Origin of the sequence: Amycolatopsis rhabdoformis, assembly GCF_035918295.1 — a bacterium.
In the GTDB taxonomy this organism is placed as follows: Bacteria; Actinomycetota; Actinomycetes; order Mycobacteriales; family Pseudonocardiaceae; genus Amycolatopsis; species Amycolatopsis rhabdoformis.
Map to the genome: position 1 here is coordinate 9631423 of NZ_CP142149.1, position 21650 is coordinate 9653072.

Annotated in this window: 22 protein-coding genes and 1 pseudogene; 15 read left to right on the forward strand and 8 right to left on the reverse strand. The window is 71.5% G+C overall.

All coding sequences use genetic code 11. The annotated features are described in order from the left end of the window. Nucleotides 1-12: 12 nt before the first annotated feature. Complete coding sequence (locus VSH64_RS44865) at nt 13-558, forward strand: type VII secretion system-associated protein (RefSeq protein WP_326568808.1); 546 nt, start codon at nt 13-15, stop codon at nt 556-558. A gap of 9 nt (nt 559-567) precedes the next feature. Here the strand turns inward: VSH64_RS44865 and VSH64_RS44870 are convergent, their stop codons facing one another. Further along, on the reverse strand, nt 568-1404 hold the full coding sequence (locus tag VSH64_RS44870; protein ID WP_326838213.1) for a sigma-70 family RNA polymerase sigma factor: 837 nt from the start codon (nt 1402-1404) through the stop codon (nt 568-570). A 79-nt stretch (nt 1405-1483) separates the two neighbouring features. Here VSH64_RS44870 and VSH64_RS44875 point away from each other — a divergent pair, with 79 nt between their 5' ends. Further along, nucleotides 1484-1987 (forward strand): nuclear transport factor 2 family protein, encoded by a 504-nt coding sequence (locus VSH64_RS44875; RefSeq protein WP_326568809.1) that lies wholly within the window; start codon nt 1484-1486, stop codon nt 1985-1987. On the opposite strand, the gene VSH64_RS44880 is transcribed toward VSH64_RS44875, so the two are convergent. Then, complete coding sequence (locus tag VSH64_RS44880; protein WP_326568810.1) at nt 1979-2434, reverse strand: DUF7144 family membrane protein; 456 nt, start codon at nt 2432-2434, stop codon at nt 1979-1981. The genes VSH64_RS44875 and VSH64_RS44880 overlap by 9 nt on opposite strands. 177 nt (nt 2435-2611) lie before the next feature. Between VSH64_RS44880 and wrbA the strand changes: the two genes are divergently transcribed. Next, complete coding sequence (gene wrbA / locus VSH64_RS44885) at nt 2612-3262, forward strand: NAD(P)H:quinone oxidoreductase (protein ID WP_326568811.1); 651 nt, start codon at nt 2612-2614, stop codon at nt 3260-3262. Between the two features lie 60 nt (nt 3263-3322). Here wrbA and VSH64_RS44890 read toward each other — a convergent pair whose 3' ends face one another. Next, on the reverse strand, nt 3323-4666 hold the full coding sequence (locus VSH64_RS44890; RefSeq protein ID WP_326568812.1) for an MFS transporter: 1344 nt from the start codon (nt 4664-4666) through the stop codon (nt 3323-3325). Then, complete coding sequence (locus tag VSH64_RS44895; protein WP_326568813.1) at nt 4632-5501, reverse strand: MurR/RpiR family transcriptional regulator; 870 nt, start codon at nt 5499-5501, stop codon at nt 4632-4634. Before VSH64_RS44895 ends, VSH64_RS44890 begins: the two co-directional genes overlap by 35 nt. 42 nt (nt 5502-5543) lie before the next feature. On the opposite strand from VSH64_RS44895, the gene VSH64_RS44900 reads away from it, so the two are divergent. From VSH64_RS44900 to VSH64_RS44910, 3 genes are all read left to right on the forward strand, one after another. Then, complete coding sequence (locus VSH64_RS44900) at nt 5544-6995, forward strand: aromatic amino acid ammonia-lyase (protein WP_326568814.1); 1452 nt, start codon at nt 5544-5546, stop codon at nt 6993-6995. Between the two features lie 52 nt (nt 6996-7047). Further along, a complete protein-coding gene (locus tag VSH64_RS44905; RefSeq protein WP_326568815.1) occupies nt 7048-7530 on the forward strand; it encodes a hypothetical protein in 483 nt (160 codons plus the stop codon). A 72-nt stretch (nt 7531-7602) separates the two neighbouring features. Continuing rightward, nucleotides 7603-8337, forward strand: coding sequence for an IclR family transcriptional regulator (locus VSH64_RS44910; RefSeq protein WP_326568816.1), 735 nt, complete (start codon nt 7603-7605; stop codon nt 8335-8337). Here VSH64_RS44910 and VSH64_RS44915 read toward each other — a convergent pair. The 3 genes from VSH64_RS44915 to VSH64_RS44925 are packed head-to-tail and all read right to left on the reverse strand — an operon-like array spanning nt 8334 to nt 10985. After that, nucleotides 8334-9083, reverse strand: coding sequence for a short-chain dehydrogenase/reductase (locus tag VSH64_RS44915; RefSeq protein WP_326568817.1), 750 nt, complete (start codon nt 9081-9083; stop codon nt 8334-8336). The genes VSH64_RS44910 and VSH64_RS44915 overlap by 4 nt on opposite strands. Nucleotides 9084-9099: 16 nt before the next feature. Further along, nucleotides 9100-9864, reverse strand: a complete 765-nt coding sequence (locus VSH64_RS44920; protein WP_326568818.1) for an enoyl-CoA hydratase/isomerase family protein — start codon at nt 9862-9864, stop codon at nt 9100-9102. Further along, entirely contained in the window at nt 9861-10985 is a 1125-nt protein-coding gene (locus VSH64_RS44925) for a CaiB/BaiF CoA transferase family protein (protein ID WP_326568819.1), read from the reverse strand. Before VSH64_RS44925 ends, VSH64_RS44920 begins: the two co-directional genes overlap by 4 nt. A gap of 185 nt (nt 10986-11170) precedes the next feature. On the opposite strand from VSH64_RS44925, the gene VSH64_RS44930 reads away from it, so the two are divergent. From VSH64_RS44930 to VSH64_RS44960, 7 genes and pseudogenes are all read left to right on the forward strand, one after another. After that, on the forward strand, nt 11171-12406 hold the full coding sequence (locus tag VSH64_RS44930; RefSeq protein WP_326568820.1) for an SLC13 family permease: 1236 nt from the start codon (nt 11171-11173) through the stop codon (nt 12404-12406). A 9-nt stretch (nt 12407-12415) separates the two neighbouring features. Next, on the forward strand, nt 12416-13702 hold the full coding sequence (locus tag VSH64_RS44935; protein WP_326568821.1) for a lactonase family protein: 1287 nt from the start codon (nt 12416-12418) through the stop codon (nt 13700-13702). A gap of 308 nt (nt 13703-14010) precedes the next feature. After that, nucleotides 14011-14412, forward strand: a complete 402-nt coding sequence (locus tag VSH64_RS44940) for a (R)-mandelonitrile lyase (protein ID WP_326568822.1) — start codon at nt 14011-14013, stop codon at nt 14410-14412. Next, entirely contained in the window at nt 14409-15557 is a 1149-nt protein-coding gene (locus VSH64_RS44945; RefSeq protein WP_326568823.1) for a hypothetical protein, read from the forward strand. The genes VSH64_RS44940 and VSH64_RS44945 overlap by 4 nt, the downstream gene beginning before the upstream one ends. An 85-nt stretch (nt 15558-15642) precedes the next feature. After that, nucleotides 15643-16245: a (2Fe-2S)-binding protein gene (locus tag VSH64_RS44950; protein WP_326568824.1), complete on the forward strand. Its 603-nt coding sequence runs from the start codon at nt 15643-15645 to the stop codon at nt 16243-16245. 3 nt (nt 16246-16248) lie between these two features. Then, nucleotides 16249-17206: pseudogene (locus tag VSH64_RS44955) on the forward strand (FAD binding domain-containing protein). A gap of 5 nt (nt 17207-17211) precedes the next feature. After that, nucleotides 17212-19344: a xanthine dehydrogenase family protein molybdopterin-binding subunit gene (locus VSH64_RS44960; protein WP_326568825.1), complete on the forward strand. Its 2133-nt coding sequence runs from the start codon at nt 17212-17214 to the stop codon at nt 19342-19344. Between the two features lie 30 nt (nt 19345-19374). Here the strand turns inward: VSH64_RS44960 and VSH64_RS44965 are convergent, their stop codons facing one another. Further along, nucleotides 19375-20133 carry an IclR family transcriptional regulator gene (locus VSH64_RS44965; RefSeq protein ID WP_326568826.1) on the reverse strand — a complete coding sequence of 253 codons (759 nt, stop codon included), beginning with the start codon at nt 20131-20133 and terminating at the stop codon, nt 19375-19377. A gap of 141 nt (nt 20134-20274) precedes the next feature. On the opposite strand from VSH64_RS44965, the gene VSH64_RS44970 reads away from it, so the two are divergent. Further along, entirely contained in the window at nt 20275-20985 is a 711-nt protein-coding gene (locus tag VSH64_RS44970) for a CoA transferase subunit A (RefSeq protein ID WP_326568827.1), read from the forward strand. After that, nucleotides 20982-21608 carry a 3-oxoacid CoA-transferase subunit B gene (locus tag VSH64_RS44975; protein WP_326568828.1) on the forward strand — a complete coding sequence of 209 codons (627 nt, stop codon included), beginning with the start codon at nt 20982-20984 and terminating at the stop codon, nt 21606-21608. The genes VSH64_RS44970 and VSH64_RS44975 overlap by 4 nt, the downstream gene beginning before the upstream one ends. Nucleotides 21609-21650: the final 42 nt, after the last annotated feature.

Sequence of the window (21650 nt, forward strand, 5' to 3'; positions counted from 1 at the left end):
TCGGAGACTGTTGTGGATACCACCCCGGACCCGCTGCCCGCGGAGCTGCGCGAGCGCGCGCGGCAAGCGCCGGACAGCTGGCTCTACGTGGTGGACCCGGCACTCGAGGGTGCCGAGGACGTGCCGGGCGTGGCGATCGCCGGCGCGTACCGGGTCGACGAGCACGGCGAGATCGCCGGTGCCTTCGTGCCCAACCCGGACTACCGGCCGAGCCCGCTGGCGCTGGGCATTCCGCGGCCCGTCAACGAGCTCGAGGCCGCGCTGCAGGCGGTGATCGCCGGCAGCGGCGACAACGCCGGCGTCCACTCGGCGCTGCTCGAAGCCACCGTCTACGTGGTCAGCGAACCGGATCGCCCGGTGGTCGCGGTGCCGCAGGAGGACGGTGAGGTCGTGCCGGCCTACACGTCCGAGGGGTACCTGCCCGAACCGCAGCCGGGCCAGGAGTTCCGGGCGGTCGCGGTGCGGGAGCTCGTCGACGCGCTGGCCGGGCGGGACCTGTTGCTGAACCCGGGCAGTGCGTTCAAGGTGCAGGTGCCCGGGGCGAGCCTGGCCGGCTGAGGGCCCGCGTCACAGGCCCAGCTGCGCGAGCCGCTGCGGGTCGGCGAGGATGTTGATCTCCACGATCCGGCCGGCACGCACGGTCGGGCAGAACACGGCCCGCGGCGTGCCGTCGAGGATCGCGAGCAGGCCGGGCGCACCGTTCACGAGCACGGGCCGGCTCTCGGCGCCGAGCTGCTCGAACAGCACCGCCTGGCTCGCCACCTGGGCCGCGCCGCGGATGAGCCGCGAGCCGCCGGTCACGCCGGCGTCGGCGCGCAGCACCACGTCCGGGTCGAGCACGGCCAGCAGCGCGTCGAAATCACCCGAGCGCGAGGCGGCCAGGAACGCGTCGAGCACCTCGCGCTGCGCGGCGACGCCGGCGTCGGGCAGCGCGGCGCCCCGGACCCGGCGGCGGGCGCGGCTGGCCAGCTGCGCGGCGGTGGTGGGCGTGCGGTCCACGATCGGCGCGATCTCGGCGAACGGCACGCCGAACAGGTCGTGGAGCACGAAGGCGAGCCGCTCGGCCGGCGACAGCGTCTCCAGCACCACGAGCAGCGCGAGCCCGATCGAATCGGCGAGCACGGCCTCCTCGGCGGGGTCCGGGTCGGCGACGATCGTGTCCGGCACGTGGATGTCCAGCGGCTCCTCGCGGCGTGACTTGCGGGAGCGCAGCACGTCGAGGCACACGCGGCTGACCACGGTGGTCAGCCAGCCGCCGAGGTTCGCCACCCCGTCCGCGTCGGTGCGCGAAAGGCGCAGCCACGCTTCCTGCACGGCGTCTTCGGCCTCGGGCACCGAGCCCAGCATCCGGTAGGCGACCCCGCGCAGGCGGTCGCGGTGCGTTTCGAACTGCTCGACCAGCATCGTGTCCACGGTCAGGTTCCTCCGTTGTCATCCGTCAGTGCGTTGACGGAATCCGAGCGAAGGATGTGACAGGAGAACCATGACCGACTTCCAGGCCATCGCCGACCGCGTCGAGATCGGCGCGCTGTGCGCGGAGTTCACCGACGCGGGCATGATGCGCGACTTCGACCGCCTCGCGTCGCTGTTCGCCGAGGACGGGGTGCTGCGCATCGGCGACGCCGGCATCGAGTTCGCGAGCCGCGCCGAGATCCGCACCGGCATCGAGCGGGCGCGGCAGTTCTGGCAGTACTTCCTGCAGACCGCCCACCCCGGCGTGATCGAGCTGGACGGCGACACCGCCACCGGCCGCACCTACATCGTCGAGTTCGGCCGGCTGCGCGACGGCAGCTCGCACCTCAACCACTCCGTGTACCACGACCGGTTCCGCCGCACCGCCGACGGCTGGAAGTTCACACGGCGCTCATATGAGATGCACTACGTGGACAGCACACCACTGACCGGCAAGCCCTCACCCGCGCTGGGTGAGGTCTTGCCGGACGCGGTGTCGCCGGGTGAGTTCTCGCTCGGCGCCGTTTCAGAGTGACGGTTCGGGCTCGTTCGAGTGCGCGATCACCGCCCAGATCACCAGCACGTCCATCACGATCACGATCAGCCCCCACGCCGGGGCGGCCGAGATGAACGCGAGCATCGCCAGCGCGTTGAAGCCGGCGAGGACGACCACGACGATCTTCGCCCAGCCGGCGCCGCTGAACAGCGCGGCGCCGGCCGCGGCGGCCAGTGCGCCGACGATGAGGTGCAGCCAGCCCCAGCCTGTGAGGTTCATGACGAGGTAGCCGCCGGGTGTGGACACGTAGTAGTTGTTCTTGAACAGCGCCACGAGCCCCACGATGATGTTGAAGAAGCCCACCAGGATCGCCATCGTGCCGGCGAACGCGATCCACCCGCTCGCCGCGCGCGGTTCGGCGAACCCCGGCCGCGCCGAGTCCATCGCACGCGGGTCGGATCCCTGCATCCGGATGTAGTCAGACATGACCGTGCCTCCCGTCGGTTCCCCGTTCGCCTCACGGTGGTCCGACGGAGCGCGCGAGTCCTCGCCCGCGCGGGATGAGGTGGGGTGCGCGTGGGTGAGTTTCCGCCAATGTATCGATCGTAACGGTATTGACTGATACGATCTTGGTGGCCGGGACCGCCGTGGGAAGTGGGTTCGATGTCCGAGGGGTGCTGCAGGATCGCCGTCGTGTACTACTCGGCGACGGGAACGGTGTTCACGCTGGCCGAGGCGGTGCGCGCGGGTGCGCTGGCGGCCGGCGCACAGGTACGGCTGCGGCGCGTGGCGGAGCTCGCGCCGGCGAGCGCGATCGCGCGCAACCGCGACTGGCGTGAACACTTGGCCGCGACCGCGCACGTTCCCGTTGCCACGCACGAAGATCTGCTGTGGGCCGACGGGATCGTGTTCGGCACACCCGCGCGGTTCGGCAACATCGCGAGCCAGCTCAAGCAGTTCTTCGACACGCTGACCGGCCTGTGGGCGCGCGACCTGCTGGTGGACAAGGTCTACAGCGGGTTCGCCTCGAGTGCCTCGGCGCACGGCGGGCAGGAGACGACGCTGCTCGCCCTCTACAACTCCGTGTACCACTTCGGCGGTGTGCTCGTGCCGCCCGGGTTCAAGGGGCACGTGAACGACTCGGGCGGAAACCCCTACGGCGCAAGCCACAGCACGGGTGAGGACGGCTCGCTCGCCGTCGACGAGGTGGCGCTCGCGGCGGCCCGAGCGCAGGGTCGCCGGGTGGCGACGATGGCGGCGGCGTTGAAAACCGGCCTCGCCGCGCGGTCGCGTGCCGAGCCGGCCGTTCCGTGAAGGGCGCCTCGAGGCAACCGGAGTCCCTCGAGGCGCCCTTCACGGCACCGTGACCGCGAGTCAGTCCATCGTCGAGTTCTTCGTTTCCGGTGCCCACAACAGCGACGCGCCCAGCCCGAGCACCAGCACCAGCGTGAGGATGAGCATCGTCGGGGAGAACCCGATGCTGTCCAGCGCCAGCGGCAGCAGGAACGTGCCGATGGCGGAGCCGACGCGGCTGAGGCCGTTGAGCAGGCCGACGCCCGAGCTGCGCAGGTCGGTGGGGAAGAGTTCGGGTGGGTAGACCTGGTCGAGGTTCACGGCCGCGGACATGGTGAACGTGAACACCAGAAACAGCGGGAACAGCAGTGCCGTGGGCGCGTCGGGCCAGATGGCCATCGGGGCCATGCTGGCGATGAGGACCACAAACGACCAGATCGTGAGGCCACGGCGCGACATCTTCGCCACCAGCCACAGGCCGCCGAGGCTGCCGGCGAGCAGGAAGAGGTTCAGCAGGCCGTCGCTGGTCGTGTCTTCCTCGCCCACGCCCATCTTCAGCAGCACCAGCGGCAGGAACGTGTAGATGGCGAAGTAGGGCACCACCTGGGCGTTGTAGAAGATCGTGCCGAACGCCGTGTTGCGCCAGTACTTCTTGCCGAACAGCTCGCGGTAGCGCACGCGCCGCTGCGCCACGTGGTTGCGCACCAGGTCCTCGAACGCCTCGACGTCGCCGCGCAGCCGGCCCACCACCGCGCGAGCCTGCTCCACGCGGCCCTGCGAGAGCAGCCAGCGCGGCGATTCCGGCACGCCGATGCGCAGCAGCACCACGGCGATGGCGGGAATGCAGCTCGACGCCAGCAGCCAGCGCCACGATTCGCCGCCGAGGCTCACCACGTAGTTGCCGAGGAAGAACGCCGCGACGTAACCCACGGTCCACAGCACGGTGAGCGAAGCCAGCAGGCCACCGCGGTACTTGCGCGGCACGAACTCCGCCACGAGGGTGGGGCCGAGTGCGTAGTCGGCGCCGATCCCGATGCCGATCAGCAGTCTGAGGATGAACAGCTGGGTCGGGCTGGTCACGAAGAACTCGGCCGCCGACGCCCCGGCGATCAGCAGGAAGTCCACTGTGTACAGCCGTTGCCGGCCGATCTTGTCCGCGGCCCAGCCGACGACGATGCTGCCGAGGAAGATCCCGATCAGCGCCGACGCGCCCAGCAGCCCCTCCCACACCGTGCCGAAACCGAGCTGCGCCGCGATCAGCGGCAGGGCGATGCTGATGATGCCGAGCTCGTAGCCGTCGGAGTAGTTGGCGCAGAACGTCAGTGCGGTGATGCGGAGGTGGAAGCGGTTGAGCGGGACGTCGTCGAACGCAGTCGCGCTTCCTCCCGTCTCACTCGGGGAGGAAGAGGTCTTGCTCTGCGGCATAGTCTTCGAAACCTTCCAGTCGTTGCCGGGCCAGGGCGCCGGCCGCGTCGGCCATCGCCTCGACCAGCGCCACGGTCAGCGACGCGACCGCGGCGTGGGAGTCGAACACGAACTCGGAGGCGACGCCCGCGTTCAGCACGTCGTCGGCGAGCGGGGTGAGCGCCGAGACGGACCGGTCCGTGATCAGGAGGGTGCGCAGGCCCAGTGCGCGAGCCTGCTCGAGGGCCGCGGCGCTCTCCCGGGGGTAGCGGGGGAGTGCGACGAGGACGAGCGTCCGCGCGCCACGCCGGTGGGCGTGGCGCAGGGCGTCGCCGAAGACGCTGCCGGAGTCCGTGAGCAGGCGGACGTCCGGGTGGATCTTGGTGGCCAGGTAGGCGAACGACGCGGCCTGCGCGGCCGAGACTCGGTAGCCGGTGACGACGAGCGGCACGGAGTCCATGAGGCTCGCGGCGATCGATCTCAGGCGCGTGTCGTCGGTCAGTTGGGCGCGCAGGGCGGTGAGGTTGCGCAGGTCGGCGTCGATGGCGTCCTGGAACTTGTTGCCGCCGCACTCGGGCTCGGGCTCGGCGGCGGCTTCGCGCAGGTAGCGGCGGAAGCCGGCGTAGCCGTCGAAGCCGAGCAACGCGACGAACCGCGTGACGGACGGCTGGCTGACCTGCGCGTATTCCGCGAGCTCGGCGCTGGTGAGCGCGGCCGCCTCGGCCGCGTGGTCGGTGAGGTAGCTGGCGATGCGGCGCTGCGCCGGGGTCAGCCGGTGGGCGGTGAGCAGCTCGTGCAGCGACCGGGACAACCCGGGCCTCCCGTCCTTGCAGAGTTCACGAATGAATAGTTTCATGTCACCATAGGAATGAATGAAAACTTGTCAAGAGGGGTGGCGATGACCGACACCAGCCGCATCGAGATCAGCGGCTCCGGCCTCCGCTGCGCCGACGTGGTCCGCGTGGCGCGTCGCAGCGCGTGGACGGAGCTGGCGCCCGAGGCCGTGACCGGCGCGGAACGCAGCTACGAGCTGGCCGTGGAGCTGGGTGCCAAGCGCGCGGTCTACGGCCGCACGACCGGCGTCGGCGCCAACCGGCACACCGTGGTCGATCCGGAGTCCGCCGACCACCACGGCCTGCGCCTGCTGCGCAGCCACGCCGGCGGCACCGGCGAACCGCTGGCCGACGAGGTCGTGCGTGCCGTGATGGCCATCCGCCTCAACCAGCTCGCGGCCGGCGGCAGCGGCGTGCACCCCCGGCTGCTGCGCGCGTTGGAGACCGCGCTGCGCGTGGGCGCGCTGCCGTTGGTGCACTCGCGCGGCGCCATTGGCACCGGTGATCTGACGGCGCTGGCCGAGGTCGCGTTGACCTTGGCCGGCGAACTCCCGTGGGCCGCCGGCGACCTCGACCCGCTCTCGATCAGCCCCGGCGACGCGCTCGCCTTCATCTCCAGCAACGCCGCCACCCTCGCCGAGGCCGTGCTGGCCTGGCACGACCTGCGCCGGCTGCTGTCCGCGTCGCACGTGGTCACGGCGCTCACCTTCTGCGCCCTCGGCGGCTCGGCCGAGGCGTACTCGCAACGCGTGCACGCCGCCCGCCCCCACCCCGGCGCGGTCTATTGCGCCGCCGAACTCCGCCGTCTGCTCCTGGAAGGCGACGAGGTCCTCGACGGCCGGCGCCTCCAAGACCCCTTCGGCCTGCGCGCCTTCCCCCAGGTCCAGGGCCCGGCGCTGGACGCCGCAGCCTCCGTGGAACGCGTGCTCGACATCGACATCAACGCCGCGGCCGAAAACCCGCTCATCGACGTGGAAACCGAGCAGGCCTACCACCACGGCCAGTTCTCCACCGCGCACGTCGCCCTCGCCTTCGACCACCTGCGCGCCGCCCTGCACCACGTCGCCGAACTCTCCACGGCCCGCCTCGGCGACCTCGTGGAGCCGGACCTCTCCGGGCTGCCACCGTTCCTCGCCCAGGGCCCCGCGGGCAGCTCCGGCATCATGATCTTGGAATACGTCGCCCACGACGCCCTGGGTACCCTGCGCCACGCCTCGTCCCCCGTGACCCTCGGCACGGCCGTCATCTCCCGCGGCCTGGAGGACCACGCGAGCTTCTCCACGCACGCCGTCCGCAGCACCGTCACCGCCACAGCCGCCTACCGCACGGTGCTCGCCTGCGAACTCCTCGGCGCGGTGCGGGCTCTGCGGCTCTCCGGCGTGGCTCTGCCGAACACCCCGCTGCGCGAGGCCTTCCGGCTGGCGGAGGGCGCGTTGCCGTACATCGCGGAGGACCACCCGCTGTCGGCGGAGATCAGCCTGGCGGAACGGTTGCTGGATCGGCTCGCTGTGCTGTGATGTCCGGTGTGGATGCCTTGTCGCGGTGGCCGACCCCGGCTCGAGGCGCCGGATGAGCCGGCCGTTCGGGGAGCAGCTGGCCGCGCTCGCGGCCCGGCTCGAGATCGCACGGCCCGACCTGGGTGACGAGCACGCCCGGTGGGCGCTGTACGCCGCGGCGCTGGGCCGCGCCGAGGAATGGCCGGTGGTGCTGGAACTGCTCGGGAGCGAGCCCGTGCAGCCGGTCGTGGCCGCGGTCGTGGTGCGAGCGCTGGAGGTGGTTCCGCCGGCGCGGCGGCCGGACTTCGTGGCGGCGCTGCCCGAAGGGCGCGACCGCCGATACGCCGCGACCCGCGCCCGCGAGCTCGCGATCCTCGACGCGTTCGCGGCCGGCGACGGCCCCGAGTTCGCCGAGCACTGGTCGACCTGGTTGCAGCTTCGCGCGGCGACCACCATCGGCGTTCCTGCGACACTCGAAGCCCTGGCCACGGCGGGTGCCACCAAGCGGATCAGGGCCGCGGCCGGGGATCGGCTGCGAAACATCCGGCCCGGTTGAGACGCTGACACAAGCGGACCGCTATCTGGCACAATATCCCTAACCGTGCCAATTCCGCCGAGGAGGCCACCCATGTCCACCGCGCTCACCGCGTTGCGGGTGCTTGACGAGGTCGCGAAGCTGCAGCCGGTCGGGGTCACGGCGTTGGCCGAGCGGATGGATCTGCCGAAGAGCTCGGCGCAGCGCGCGCTCAAGGCGTTGGAGACGGCGGGCTGGATCAGGCAGGCCGCGTTGCCCAAGAAGGGCTGGGTGCTGACCACCAAGGCGATCGACGTGGCGCAGCGCGTGGCAGCGGAGGTGGGCGTGCGCGAGGCGGCGCGCGACGTGCTCACGCGGCTGCGCGACGCGACCGGTGAGTCGGTGCACCTGACGATCCGCGAGGGGCGCGAGGTGGTGATCATCGACGTCGTCGAGACGGTGAACCCCACGCGGATCTACATCCCGCTCGGCACGCGGTCGCCGTTGCACGCGACGGCGACGGGCAAGGTGCTGCTGGCACACCTCGAACCCGGGCAGCGCGACGAGATCATCGACGCCGGGCTGGAGCAGCTCACCGACGCGACGGTCACCGACGCCGCGCAACTGCGCGCGGAGCTGGACGGGATTCGCGAAGGCCGCTGTGCCATGGTCAAAGGCGAGTTGCGCGACGACATCGCGTCGTTCGCGGTGCCGGTGTTTTCGCGCAGCGGGCCGGTGCTCGGCGCGATCAGCGTGTTCGTGCCGCGCTACCGCTTCCCGGACGACGACGGCGCGGCCTTCTGCCGGGAGCTCAAGAAGGCTGCGGCCGTCATCTCCGAACGGCTCTAAACCCCGCCGTCGATGGTCAGCACCGTGCCGCTCGTGTACGAAGACCGCGGCGACACCAGGAACGCGGCCGAATCAGCGATCTCCTGCGGGCTGCACGCGCGCCCGAACGGCAGGGAGCTGTCGAGCTCGGCCCAGCGGTCGGCCGAGCCCAGGCGTTCCGCGGCGGCCGCACGCTGCAGCCGCTCGTGCCGGTCGGTGGCCGTGGGGCCGGGGTTGATGCCGACCACGCGCAGGCCGTCGCGTTGGGCGGATTTCGCGAGCGTCTTCGTGAACGCCACCAGCGCGGAGTTCCCGACGGCGCCGGTAACGTAGCCCGACGGCAGGTCGTCGGCCGCGACGCCGATGATGTTCAGCACCACACCGTGCACGGATTTCGCCAGCTGCGGGTACAGGCTCTGGGTGAGGAACACGTAGCCGTACACCTTGAGGTCCCACGCCTCCCGCCACTCGGCCTCGCCCACGTCCTGCAGTGAACCCGGCGGAATGGCCCCGGCGTTGTTCACCAGGATGTCCACCGAGTCGACCGCGCGCAGCAGCTCCTCGCGACCGTCCGCAGTGGACAGATCGGCGGCCACCGTCCGCACCTCGACCCCGTACCGCTCGGCCAGCGCGGCACCGTCCACTGCGGACCGGGCCACCAGGACCAGATCGACGCCCTCGGCGGCCAGCGTTTCCGCGATGGCCGCGCCGATGCCCTTGCTCGCCCCGGTCACCACGGCCCGCAGGCCACGAAGCTGAAGATCCATCTCAACCCTCTCCTTCTCAGTCGAAACTCGGTGGTCGTTTTTCCAGGAACGCGGCGACGCCCTCGGCGTAGTCCGCACCGCTGTACGCCTGGTCGTACAACGCGGCCGTAGCGGCATCCGGCACGGCACTCCGCGCCAGCCGCTCGACCAGGAACTTGGCTCCGGTCACGGAAGTCCGCGCGCCGTGCCGAATCGAGGCGGCCAGCGCCGAGACGCGGTCCGCGAGCCGGTCGTCGGGCACGACCTCGTTCACCAGCCCGATCCGTTCCGCCGTGCTCGCGGAGATCTGCTCCGCGGTGAACAGCAGCTGCTTGGCCCACGCCGGCCCGACCGTGTCGACCAGCCGCTGCACGCCGGTGAGCGAATACACGAGCCCCACCTTTGCCGGCGTGATCGCGAAGCGCGCCCCGGCCGCGGCCACGCGCAGGTCGCACGCCAGCGCGAGCTCACACCCACCGCCGATGCAGTAGCCGCGCACCGCGGCGATCGTGGGTTTCCCCAGCCGTGTCAACGCTTGCTCGGCCTCCTCGACCACGGCGTCGTACGCCCGCCCGCGGGCCGGATCCGAGCGCACCCGGCCGAACTCGCCGATGTCGGCGCCCGCGCTGAAGTGCGGCTCACCGGTCAGCACCAGCACGCGGACCGCATCGTCGGCCGCGACCGAGGCGATCAGCGACGGCACCTGCCGCCACATCTCGGACGTCATCGCGTTGCGCTTCTCCGGGCGGTTGATCCGCAGCGTCGCCACACCGCCGGACACCGTCAGCTCGAGCGCGCTCACCGCGGCAATTCCAGCTCGCGCACCACTTCCTGGGTGTGCTGCCCGAGATCCGGCGGCGGCCGGGTCACGCCGGGCGCCGCGCCGTCGAACCGCCACGGCGACCCGACCGACCGCAGCGCACCCAGGCGCGGGTGCGTCACCTCGCGCACGAGGTGACTGTCCGAAACGGACTCGGCCACGGTCGAGATCCGGCCCGCCGGCACCCCGGCCGCCAACGCGCACGCCAGCACTTCGGCGGCCGGTCGGGTCCTGAGCAGACTGTCCAAAGTGGCGTACAGCACCGCGCGGTTCACCGACCGCGCCGGGTTCGTCGCGAACCGCGCGTCCGTTGCCAGCTCGGTGCGGCCCAGCTCGGCGCACAAGCGCTGCCACTGCCGGTCGTTGCCCACGGCCAGGTTCACGTACCCGTCCGCCACCTCGAACGTGCCGTACGGCGCCACCGTGCTGTGCTCGTTCCCGTTGCGGTGCGGCGATTCGCCGGTGGTGAGGAACGCGCCGGCGTGGTACACGAGCATCGCCACCAGCGAATCCTGCATGGCCACCTCCAGGTGCGCGCCGGCGCCCGTGCGTTCCCGCCGCACCAGCGCCGCCACGATCGCCTGCGTCGCGAACATCCCCGTCGCCACATCACCGACCGGCACGCCGATCTTGGTCGGCGGCCCGTCCGGTGCGCCCGTGAGGCTCATCCAGCCCGACGTGCCCTGCACCACCTGGTCGTACCCGGGCAGCGCGATTTCGGGGCCATAACCGGAAATCGCGCAGTACACGATGTCCGCCGCCCGCTCCGACACCGCGGCGTACCCGAGGCCGAGGCGCTCGGCCGTGCCCGGCAGCCAGTTCTGCACCACGACATCCGACCGCGCCGCCAGCGCGAGCGCGGCCGCGACACCGTCGTCGGTCTTCAGATCGAGCACCACGCTGCGCTTGTTCCGGTTCACCGACAGGAAGTACGCCGCGGTGTCCCCGACGAACGGCGGCCCCCACGTGCGCGAGTCGTCACCGTGTCCGGGCCGCTCGACCTTGACCACGTCGGCGCCGAGGTCGGCCAGCTGCATCGTGCAGTACGGCCCCGACAGCGCCTGCGTGAAGTCGGCGACGCGGAGGCCGCTCAAGGGAAGCATCTCAGAACACCTCCTGTGCCGTTATTCGGCACAAATCTAAAACTTGTGCCGCGATGAGAACCACCGTATGGTCGACAGGGCCAGGTCGTCAACCGACCGTGAGCGGCCCCTCACCGGCGCGAGACCGCGAGCAGCACCAGAAACTCCGGTCACCGCGCGAACTTCCCGAGTGGAGGCGACATCCCGTGCTGGTCCACCTCATCGGCCTCGCCGTTTTCGTCCTGATGTTCGTGCTCTCGGCCCTGCGCTCGGTCAGCATGGGCATCCTGGGCTTCGCCGCGGCCTTCGTCGTCGGGCTCACCGTCGTGCACCAGTCGGCCGCCACGACCATCGCCGGCTTCCCGGTCGACCTGCTGGTGATCGTCGTCGGCGTCACGCTGCTGTTCGGCATCGCGCAGGCCAACGGCACGGTGCAGCTGCTCGTCGACGCGAGTGTGCGGCTGATCCGCGGCCGCGTGGCGCTGCTGCCGTGGCTGCTGTTCGCGTTGTCGGCGATCCTGTGCGGGATCGGCGCGCTCGGGCCGGCCGTGATCTCGATCCTGTTCCCGGTCGGCATGGCGTTCGCGGCCACCCACGGGATCCGGCCGACGCTCATCGCCACGATGGTCGGCTTCGGCGCGGTCGCCGGCGGCTTCGCGCCGCTGGGCATCTACGGCATCATCGTGAAGCAGGCGTTGAAGAACGAGGCCATCGCGGTCGACAGCCGTCAGCTCGCCCTCGTGGTGTTCCTCGCCGCGCTGCTCGCCGGTGTGATCGCCTACCTCACGGCCGGCGGCCTGCAGTTGCGCCGCGTGCGCTGCGAAGTCGACAAGACGAAGCTCGGCACCACGCTCGAACAGAAGTGCACGGTCGTCGCCCTCGTGGCGCTCGTGACCGGCGCCGTCGGCTTCGACCTCGACATCGGCCTGCTCGCGATCAGCCTCGCCGCCGTGCTGGGCCTCGTGTTCTCCGCCTCGCTGGTGAAGGCGCAACACCACATCAGCTGGAACGTGGTGCTGCTGCTCGGCGGCGTGATCACCTACGTCGGGGTGCTGGACAAGGCCGGCACCATCGACTGGCTCGGCCAGCGCGCGGGCGGCATCGGCTCACCGCTGCTCGCGGCGCTGGTCATCTGCTACATCGCGGGCGCGGTTTCCGCGTTCGCCTCGACCACCGGCATGCTCGGCGCGCTCGTGCCGCTGTGCGTCCCGCTGCTGCGCACCGGCGGGATCGAGGTGCTGGGGTTCGCCGCGGCGCTCTCGCTCTCGGCCGCGCTCGTGGACACCTCGCCGTTTTCCACGGTCGGGGCGGTCGCGATCGCCAGTGCACCCGAGGAGCAGCGCCCGGCGACCTATCGAAGCCTGCTGCGTGTGGGCTTCACGCTGGTGGTTCTCGCCCCACTCCTGTCCTGGGCGGTGCTCGTGGCACCGCGATGGCTCTGAAGGAACGTCATGCCCTTGCACTCGTTGTCCCTGCTCCTCGGCCTGGCCCTCACGGCCGCGGCCACGCCGGCCGAAGCCGCGCCCGCCCCGCCGCCCGATTTCCAGGGCCGCGCGCTCGTGGTGATCTCCGACGCCGACCAGGTGCCTTCGGCCTATGTGGACGGACTCCTCGGCCCCCGCGAAGGCCACGACGCGTTGTCCACCATCGCGCTGGCGACCGGCCGCACGCACCACACCGAGGTCAGCAACTCCGTGGCCGGCGCCCCCGCCGCGCTCGCGGTGTCACCCGACGGCCACTACGCCTTCGTCGCCGAAACCTTCGGCCAGGCCGGGCCGGCCGCCACGCGCTCGAGCGACCTCGCGCCGGGCACCACCCTGAGCCTCGTCGACCTCACCGCGCCGCGGATCGTGCAGCAGGTCCAGGTCGGGAAACGCCTGGAGACCGCCGACCTCGACCCGGCCGGTGACCTGCTCGCCGTGGGCCTCAACCCCGCCGACGGCCGCGGCGTCGCCTTCGTCCCGTTCCACGACGGCCGGCTCGGCACACCGACGTACGCGCAGCTTCCCGGCGTCGCTCCCGGCACCCGCATCTGCGACGTCACCTGGCACCCGAGCGGCGAGTTCCTCGGCGCGACGCTCTGCGACGCCGGTCAGGTCGTGTTCGCCCGAGTGCAGCGGCAGGCCGGTGCCGTCACCCTGCAGCCCTGGGGCCCTCAGCCGGCGGTGGGGAAGTACCCGTTCAAGCTCGTCTGGGCTCGCGACGGTCACCACGCCCTGGTCAACAACCTCCAGTGGGGCCCCGACGTCGAGGGGTTCTGGACCGAGGCCCCGCAGGGGGAGGTCGCGAGCGTTCGGTTCGACGAAAGCCCCGCGCAGCACCACGAAGTCGTCGACCGCGCGCCCACGGGCGTCTCGCCGGAAGGCCTTGTCCTCGGCCCGGACGGGCGCTCGGTCGTCACCACGAACCTCGAACGCAGCTACGTGCCGGCCGGCGACCCGCGCAAGACCTGGTACTCGTCGCTGTCGCTGCTCACCTTCGACCCCGGCACCGGCCGGCTCGGCCACGCCGGCGAGTTCCCGTTCGACGGTGTGCTGCCCGAATCCGCCGTGTTCGACGCGTCCGGGCGCTACCTGGCGGTGACGGACTTCGACCACTTCGACGACCGGGTGCCCGGCGGTAGCGTCGACTTCTGGCGCGTGACGGCCGACCCGCTCGACTCGCGCCCGGTCCTGGTTCGCACGGGCGCGAGCATCCCCGTGCAACGCGGTCCGCACACGATCGTGCTGGTGCCCTGATGGCTTCGTCCGAACAGGACGGTCCGGCCCGTGATCTGTCCACGATGAAGCGCGCCACGCCGGTGAAGGCCTTACCGCAGAGCGGTTTCCGGGCGTCTCGCGCGCCGCCGCGCCGGAGCGCGTCGAGTCGGGACGGGCACCTGCCCGAACGTCATCACGACCGGCGCCGACCTTGAGTCGGCCGGTGCCGGTGGTTAGCCTGACCGCACCTGAGTCACGTGGACCGGCGCCCGCCGGTCTTCGCGGTGCGGCGCCGGTGAAGACGGGAAAGTCAACTTCAAGCTGTACCGCGGAAGAGGAAGAAGAGCATGGAACTGCAGCCGAAGCAGCCGTCGACCAAGGGACCGGCGGACATGTTCACCGGCGACGTGTGGTTCGACGTGGTCGCGAACGGGCAGGAGCCATCCCGCTTGCGGGTGAACCTGGTGCGCTTCGCGCCCGGCGCCCGCACGGCGTGGCACTCGCACGCCGTCGGCCAGACCCTGCACGTGACGGAAGGGCGCGGGCTGGTGCAGGCGCGCGGTGGCGAGGTCGTGGAACTGCGGCCCGGCGACACCGTGCACACGCCGCCCGGAGAATGGCACTGGCACGGCGCCGCGCCGGCGAACTTCATGTCGCACCTGGCGATGTGGGAGGGCGTCGGTGAGAGCGGCGGTCCCGAGTCGTCGTGGGGCGAGCTCGTGACCGACGAGGAGTACGGCTCGCGGTGACCGGCAGACCCGGCCGAGCAGGGGGCGGAACCGCGCAGGCGGCCCCGCCCCACCCGGCGATCAGCCGTCGCGAACGGCACCGCAGAGCCGACCCGCACGGGCCCGGCACTCCGTGGTGGTCGCGGCAGCCGGGGCTCGGCGTGGCCGGGTTGGTTCCGGTGCTCGTGGTCGCGGTCCTGATCGGGATCGGGGCCGGTGGCGCGGAGCCGTCACTGCTGGTGCTCGCGCCGCTGGTCACGTTCGCCCTGCCGATGGTCTCGATGATCGCGTTCTGGTGGGAGGACTGGCCGGGAACGCGGCTCGGGCCCGACTGGTCGGGCTGGGCGGACACGGCGTTGATCGTGGCCGGCGGGATCGTGTTCGCGCTCTTCGGCCAGGCCGTGGTGGGCCACGCGTCGTTCGGCGCGATCTTCGACCCGACACCGGACAACGTGGAGCTGAGCACGTTCCCCGTGACCATGCCGCTCGCGGGCGCGGCGTTCGTGGTGATGCTCGAGCTCACGCTGGTGAGCGAGCACTGGCCGCTGCGGCTGTGGCTCAAGCCGATCCCGGCCGGGCTCTGCGCGGTGGTGATCTCGTGGGCGGTCTCGATCCTGCTCTACGTGGTGCTGCTCGGCGGAACCCCGTTCCGCGGCGGTGGCCAGGGCCTGGTCGACCCCGGGAAGTTCGGCGCGGCGCTCACGTTTATCGGCGCCTGGCAGGTGCTGCTGTTCGTGATGTGGCGCGGCTGGCCGTTCAACCTCGTCGGCCGGCAGTGGGTGCGGTTCGTGTGCGCCAACGTCGGCACGATCGGCGCGGGCCTGCTCACCTACGTGATCCTGGGCGACGGGTTCGGCCTGGCCGTGCCCACGCTCACCGCGATCGCCGGCGACTTCGTGGCCGCCGGCCTCGTGGTCGGGATGCTCTTCGAGGACGCGCTGCCGGCGCGCTGGCCGGCGTGGCTCGAAAGAACCGTGTCGCTGCTGCTCACGCTCGTGCTCGGCGCGGTGCTGCACGTGCTGCTGCTGGCGCTGGCGAACTCGTTGCACTGGGATCGCGGCACGCCGATCGACTGGGTCGGCCACGCCACCCTCAACGCCCTCGGCGTGTCGGTGATCCTGCACGTCGCGATCGGCCGCCGCTGGCCGTTCGCGCGCAAGAACTGAGCTCCGGTCCCCTCCGGTCCCCTCCGGTCACGACGGTGTCTCCGTCGTGCCCTCGCAGCTCAGTCTTGAAAAAGGAGGCGGACGCATGACGTCCGAAACCCCGTTCGGCACGCTGAACCGCCGGCAGTTCGTGGCGGCCGCGGCCGCGGTGGGCGGCGCGGTGGCGGCGCCCGGGTTGGCCGGTGCACCCGAAGCCGAGGCCGCCGAGAACACGCGGCCGATCCGGCTCACCATCAACGGCGCGGTCCACGAGCTCAAGGTGGATCCCCGCACCTCGATCCTCGACCTGCTGCGCGAACGGCTGCACCTCACCGGCACGAAAAAGGGCTGTGACCAGGGTGCTTGCGGAGCCTGCACGGTGCTGCTCGACGGCCGCCGCGTGGTCTCCTGCCTCACGCTGGCCGTGATGCACTCGGGCGCGGAGATCACCACGATCGAGGGCCTGGCCGACGGCGACCGGCTGCACCCGTTGCAGCAGGCGTTCATCGACGAGGACGCGTTCCAGTGCGGCTACTGCACGTCCGGCCAGATCATGTCCGGCGTCGGCTGCATCCGCGAGGGGCACACGGGCTCGCGCGACGAGATCCGCGAGTGGATGAGCGGCAACATCTGCCGGTGCGGCGCGTACCGCAACATCGTCACGGCGATCGAGCACACCGCGGCTGCTGCACCAGATGGCCGGCGGTGACGGATGTTCCCCTTCGCTTTCACCACTGCCACTTCGGAGCACCACGCGTTGGCCGCCGGGGCCACCGGCTCGCGGTACATCGCCGGCGGCACCACGCTCGTGGACCTCATGCGGGAAACGGTCGAACGGCCACCGGCGCTCGTGGACATCAACCCGTTGCCGTACCGGGAGATCCGGGTCGACGACCACGCGCTGGTCGTCGGCGCGCTGGTGCGGATGAGTGATCTCGCGGCGCACCCGGCCGTGCGAGCGCGGTTCCCGGTGATTTCGCAGGCGCTCGAACTGAGTCCTCGGGCCAGATCCGGAACATGGCGTCGATCGGCGGCAACCTGATGCAACGGCCGAGGTGCGGGTACTTCCGTGACGTCACTTCGCCGTGCAACCGGCGCGACCCGGGATCGGGTTGTGCCGCACGGGAAGGTGTGAACCGCACGCACGCGATCCTCGGCGCGAGTCCGGATTGCGCGGCGACGCACCCGTCGGACCTCGCGGTGGCGCTGGTCGCGCTCGACGCTTCGATCGTGCTGCGTTCGCGCGCCGGTGACCGCCGGGTGCCGGCCGCGCGGTTCTTCCGGCAGCCGGGGTCGACGCCGCAGGTGGAACACGACCTGCGGCCCGGTGAGCTGATCCGGGCCGTCGAGGTGCCGGCGGGCCCGCACACGGCGCGATCGGGCTATCTGAAGGTGCGCGACCGGCAGCCGTACGAGTTCGCGCTCACCTCGGCGGCGGTCGCGCTCGATGTGCGCGGCGGCGTGATCCGCGACGCCCGCGTGGCGGCCGGGGGAGTGGGCACGGTGCCCTGGCGGCTGCCGTCGGTCGAGCGTGCGTTGATCGGGCAGGCGCCGTCGGCCCGGCTGTGGCCGGCCGCGGCGGCGACGGCGGCCGACGGGGCGCAACCGTGGTCGAACTGCTGAGGCGCACCATCGCACGTCAGCTCGCGGTGATCGGAGGCCGATCGTGACGGAGGTGGTGGGACAGCCTCGCTCGCGCGTCGACGGCCGGCTCAAGGTCACGGGCGGCGCGACGTATTCGGCCGAGCACCAGGTCCCGGGCCTGGTGCACGCGGTGCTGGTGAACAGCGCCATCACGCGGGGCAGAATCTCCACAGTGGACCCTCGGAAGGCCCTCGCCCAGCCCGGTGTGTTGCGGGTGCTGCACGACTTCACCGGCGTGCGGCTCACCTTCGATCCGGCCGAGGTGCATTTCGCGGGCCAGCCCGTGGCGGTGGTCGTCGCGACCACTCTGGAGCAGGCGATGCACGCGGCCTCGCTGGTCGAGATCACCTATGAAGCACAGGCGCCGCTCACCGACTTCACCGTGACCCAGGGCGTGCCGGCGAAACAGAGCCCCGACTACCACCGCGGCGACGCCGACGCGGCTCTGCGCACGGCTCACCACGCCGTCGACCTCACCTACACGATCCCGCGCGAGCACCACAACCCGATGGAACTGCCGGCGATGATCGCGGTGTGGCAAGGAGATCGGCTCACCGTCTACGACAAGACCCAGTGGGTGCAGGGCACCGCGGCCGATCTGGAGAAGGCGTTCGGCCTGCCCGCCGGCCACGTGCGGGTGCTCTCGCCGTTCGTCGGCGGCGCGTTCGGCAACGCCGGTGTGACGTGGCCGCACGAGGTGCTCACCGCGTTCACCGCGCGGGAGCTGCAACGGCCGGTGAAGCTGGTGCTCACGCGCAAGCAGATGTACAGCGGCGTCGGCTTCCGGCCCGCCAGCCGGCAACGCCTGGCGCTGGCCGCCGACGCCGACGGCCGCCTGACCGGCCTGGTGCACGAACCGCACACCGAGACCTCGCGCTACGAGCAGTACGAGGACCGGGTGGTCGACGTGCCGAGATTCCTCTACCAGGTCCCGAATCTGCGCTCGGAGTACCGCATCCACGCGATCGACACGAACACGCCGACGTTCATGCGCGGGCCCGGTGAGGTGTCCGGTGCGTTCGTGCTCGAGTCCACGATGGACCAGCTGGCCCACGACCTCGGGCTCGACCCGATCGAGCTGCGGCGCCGCAACGAACCGGCGCTGGACCAGTCGACCGGGCAGCCGTTCAGCACCCGGCGCCTGCTCGACTGCTACGCCGACGGCGCCCGCCGCTTCGGCTGGAACCGGCGCGCACCCCGCCCGCGCGGCCGGCGCGACGGCGACTGGCTGCTCGGCATGGGCGTGGCCGCGGCGGCGTACCACAACAACCGGCGCGACGCGTCGGCCTCGGCGCGGGTGAACGCCGACGGCACGGCCGTGGTGGCCAGCGCGTCCAGCGACATGGGTCCCGGCACCTACACGTCGATGACGCAGGTCGCGGCCGACGCGCTGGGCCTGCGGATGGACCACGTCACGTTCCTGCTCGGTGATTCCACGCTGCCGAAAGCACCGCTGCACTCGGGTTCCCGCACCATGGCCAGCGTGGGCTCGGCGGTGCTCACCGCGTGCGCGAGCCTCCGCGACCGGCTGGTGCGCCTGGCGGTGGTCGATCCGGCTTCTCCTTTGCACGGCGCGAAACCCGAGGAGGTGACGGTGGCCGAAGGACGGCTGTTCGTCACGCGGCAGCCGAGCCGCTGGGACACCTTCGCGCGGATCCTGGGCCGTCGTGGACTGTCGTTTGTGGACACCGAGCAGACCTGGTCGCCCGGTGACGTCGACGACCACTACTCGTCCTATGCCTACGGCGCCGTGTTCGCCGAGGTGGCGGTGGACGAGTCGCTCGGGCTCGTGCGCGTGCGACGGATGACCGCGACGTATGACGTCGGCCGCGTGGTGAACCCGAAACTCGCGCAGAGCCAGGCGATCGGCGGGCTGGTGGCCGGGATCGGCATGGCGCTGCTGGAACACAGCACGGTCGACGCCCGCGACGGCCGGGTCGTGAACGCGAACCTGGCCGACTACCTCGTGCCGGTGAACGCCGACGTGCCCGAACTCGACGCCGTGTTCCTCGACGGCGCCGACCCGCTCACGGACCCGCTCGGCGTGAAGGGCCTCGGTGAGGTGGTGATCGTCGGAGTGCCGGCGGCGATCGCCAACGCGGTGTTCAACGCGACCGGCGTGCGCGCCACCGACCTGCCGATCACCCTCGACACGTTCTTGTGAATCACGGTCCGGCGAATCACGGCCGGTGAGTCACGTCGAGGAGAGCTTCTTCGTGAGCGCGTGGGCTTCCCGCAGCAGTAGCGCGCCCAGCTCGGCCCGGCGTTCGGCCGGGAAGCGGAACTCCACGCCCGTGAGGGAAAGCGCCCACGCCGGGGCGCCTGACCGGCCGAACACGGCGGAGGCGAGCCCCCAGCTGCCTTCCACGACCAGGCCCGGGTTGAGCGAGTAGCCGGCCTCGCGGGTGCGCGTGATGCGGTCACGGATCGCGGCCGTGCTGTGCGCCTGGCCCCACTTGTCGGTGAGGTCGACGCGGCCGAGGTACTCGTCGATGTCGCGGTCGGGCAGGAAGGACAGCACCACGAGCCCGGCCGAGACCACGCCGAGCGGGAAGCGCGCGCCCTCGTACAGCACGAACGACCGGATCGGGAAGCTGCCGTCCTCGCGCAGCAGGCACACGGTTTCGTCACCGCGGCGGGCGGAGAAGAACGCGCTCTCGCCGGTGGCTTCGGCCAGCCGGTGCACGCTGGCGCGAGCGTGTTCGGTCACGTCGTAGCGCTGGGCCGCGACCTCGCCGAGCAGGTACAGCTCGGGGCCGAGGTGCCACTGGCCGGTGCGCTGGTCGCGGTCCACGAAGCCCTCGTCGCCCAGCGCGGTGAGCAGCCGGTGCGCGGTCGGGCGCGCGAGGCCGGCGGCCCGGGCGACCTCCGTGGTCGTGGAGCCCTGGCCGTGGGACAGCGCGCGCAGCACCGCGGCCGCGCGGCCGACGAGGTGGTCCGGAGCGCTGGTCATCCTCGCAGCCTACGTTCACTGAGTGAACGCGGCAACGATCCGCCGGTCGGCAGCCGAGAGGTCGTCTTCGGGCCGTTGACCAGGCGTGGGCCGTTGACGTTGAGTGAGCCGGTCCGATCGTTGAGTGGACGGGAGAACACCTTGCCGACGATCTACCCCAGCGCCGTGGCGGCTCTGGCCGACGTGCTCACCGACGGCTGCACCCTCGCCGTGGGCGGGTTCGGCCTGAGCGGCAACCCGACGGACCTCATCGAGGCCGTGCGCGACTCGGGAGTGCGCGACCTGACCGTGGTGTCCAACAACATGGGCGTGGACGGCCAGGGGCTCGGCATCCTGCTCGAGAACCGCCAGGTGTCCAAAGTGGTCGCTTCCTACGTCGGTGAGAACAAGCTCTTCGCGCGCCAGCTGCTCGCCGGCGAGCTCGACGTGGAGCTCGTGCCGCAGGGCACGCTCGCCGAGCGGCTGCGGGCCGGCGGTGCCGGCATTCCGGCGTTCTACACGCCGACCGGCGTCGGTACGCCGGTGGCCGACGGCAAGCCGCACGCCGAGTTCGACGGCCGCACGTACGTGCTCGAGCGCGGGATCGTCGCCGACGTGGCGCTGGTCCACGCCCACACGGCCGACCGCGCCGGCAACCTCGGTTATCGCCTGGCCGCGCGCAACTTCAACCCGCTCGTGGCCGCGTGCGGCCGCGTGTGCGTGACGGAGGCCGAGATCCTGACCGACGACTTCGCCGATCCGGAACACGTGATGACGCCGGGCGTATTCGTGCAACGGCTGGTGCTCGCGCGCGAGAGGGAAAAGGCGATCGAGAAGCGCACCGTGCGCCCGAAAGAGGTGGCCCACGCATGAGCTGGACCCGTGACGAAATGGCCGCCGTCGCCGCCCGCGAGCTGCGCGACGGCGACTACGTGAACCTCGGCATCGGCATCCCGACGCTCGTGGCGAACCACGTGCCCGACGGCGTGCGCGTGACGCTGCAGAGCGAAAACGGCATCCTCGGACTGGGCCCGTTCCCGGTCGAGGGCGAGGAGGACGCCGACCTCATCAACGCCGGCAAGCAGACCGTCACCGTCGCGCCGGGGGCGAGCTTCTTCGACTCGGCCACGTCGTTCGCCATGATCCGCGGCGGCCACATCGACCTGGCGCTGCTGGGCGCGCTGCAGGTCGCGGCCAACGGAGACCTCGCCAACTGGAGCGTGCCCGGCACGCTGGTGAAGGGCATGGGCGGCGCGATGGACCTGGTCGCCGGCACGAAGCGCGTGGTGGTGCTCACCGACCACGTCGCGAAGGACGGTTCGCCGAAGCTCGTGTCCGAGTGCACCTTGCCGCTCACCGGCGCCGGCGTGGTCGACCGCATCATCACCGACCTCGCCGTGCTCGACGTGACCCCGGACGGCCTGCGGCTCGTGGAAGTGGCTCCGGGTGAGGACGCCGCGGGCGTTCGCGCGCGGACCGGTGCGCCGGTGGGGTGAGACAGCGCCGCGGTTCTTCGCGGGAAGCGAGCCCCGGTGTCG

Excerpts from the sequence above, each read along its gene's own strand:
- wrbA (WP_326568811.1), top strand. The coding sequence starts at position 2,612 with ATGTCCGAGGGGTGCTGCAGGATCGCCGTCGTGTACTACTCGGCGACG.
- VSH64_RS44935 (WP_326568821.1), top strand. The coding sequence starts at position 12,416 with ATGCCCTTGCACTCGTTGTCCCTGCTCCTCGGCCTGGCCCTCACGGCC.
- VSH64_RS44880 (WP_326568810.1), bottom strand. The coding sequence starts at position 2,434 with ATGTCTGACTACATCCGGATGCAGGGATCCGACCCGCGTGCGATGGAC.
- VSH64_RS44900 (WP_326568814.1), top strand. The coding sequence starts at position 5,544 with ATGACCGACACCAGCCGCATCGAGATCAGCGGCTCCGGCCTCCGCTGC.
- VSH64_RS44915 (WP_326568817.1), bottom strand. The coding sequence starts at position 9,083 with ATGGATCTTCAGCTTCGTGGCCTGCGGGCCGTGGTGACCGGGGCGAGC.
- VSH64_RS44895 (WP_326568813.1), bottom strand. The coding sequence starts at position 5,501 with ATGAAACTATTCATTCGTGAACTCTGCAAGGACGGGAGGCCCGGGTTG.
- VSH64_RS44950 (WP_326568824.1), top strand. The coding sequence starts at position 15,643 with ATGACGTCCGAAACCCCGTTCGGCACGCTGAACCGCCGGCAGTTCGTG.
- VSH64_RS44940 (WP_326568822.1), top strand. The coding sequence starts at position 14,011 with ATGGAACTGCAGCCGAAGCAGCCGTCGACCAAGGGACCGGCGGACATG.
- VSH64_RS44870 (WP_326838213.1), bottom strand. The coding sequence starts at position 1,404 with ATGCTGGTCGAGCAGTTCGAAACGCACCGCGACCGCCTGCGCGGGGTC.
- VSH64_RS44905 (WP_326568815.1), top strand. The coding sequence starts at position 7,048 with ATGAGCCGGCCGTTCGGGGAGCAGCTGGCCGCGCTCGCGGCCCGGCTC.
- VSH64_RS44890 (WP_326568812.1), bottom strand. The coding sequence starts at position 4,666 with ATGCCGCAGAGCAAGACCTCTTCCTCCCCGAGTGAGACGGGAGGAAGC.
- VSH64_RS44875 (WP_326568809.1), top strand. The coding sequence starts at position 1,484 with ATGACCGACTTCCAGGCCATCGCCGACCGCGTCGAGATCGGCGCGCTG.
- VSH64_RS44965 (WP_326568826.1), bottom strand. The coding sequence starts at position 20,133 with ATGACCAGCGCTCCGGACCACCTCGTCGGCCGCGCGGCCGCGGTGCTG.
- VSH64_RS44925 (WP_326568819.1), bottom strand. The coding sequence starts at position 10,985 with ATGCTTCCCTTGAGCGGCCTCCGCGTCGCCGACTTCACGCAGGCGCTG.
- VSH64_RS44975 (WP_326568828.1), top strand. The coding sequence starts at position 20,982 with ATGAGCTGGACCCGTGACGAAATGGCCGCCGTCGCCGCCCGCGAGCTG.
- VSH64_RS44910 (WP_326568816.1), top strand. The coding sequence starts at position 7,603 with ATGTCCACCGCGCTCACCGCGTTGCGGGTGCTTGACGAGGTCGCGAAG.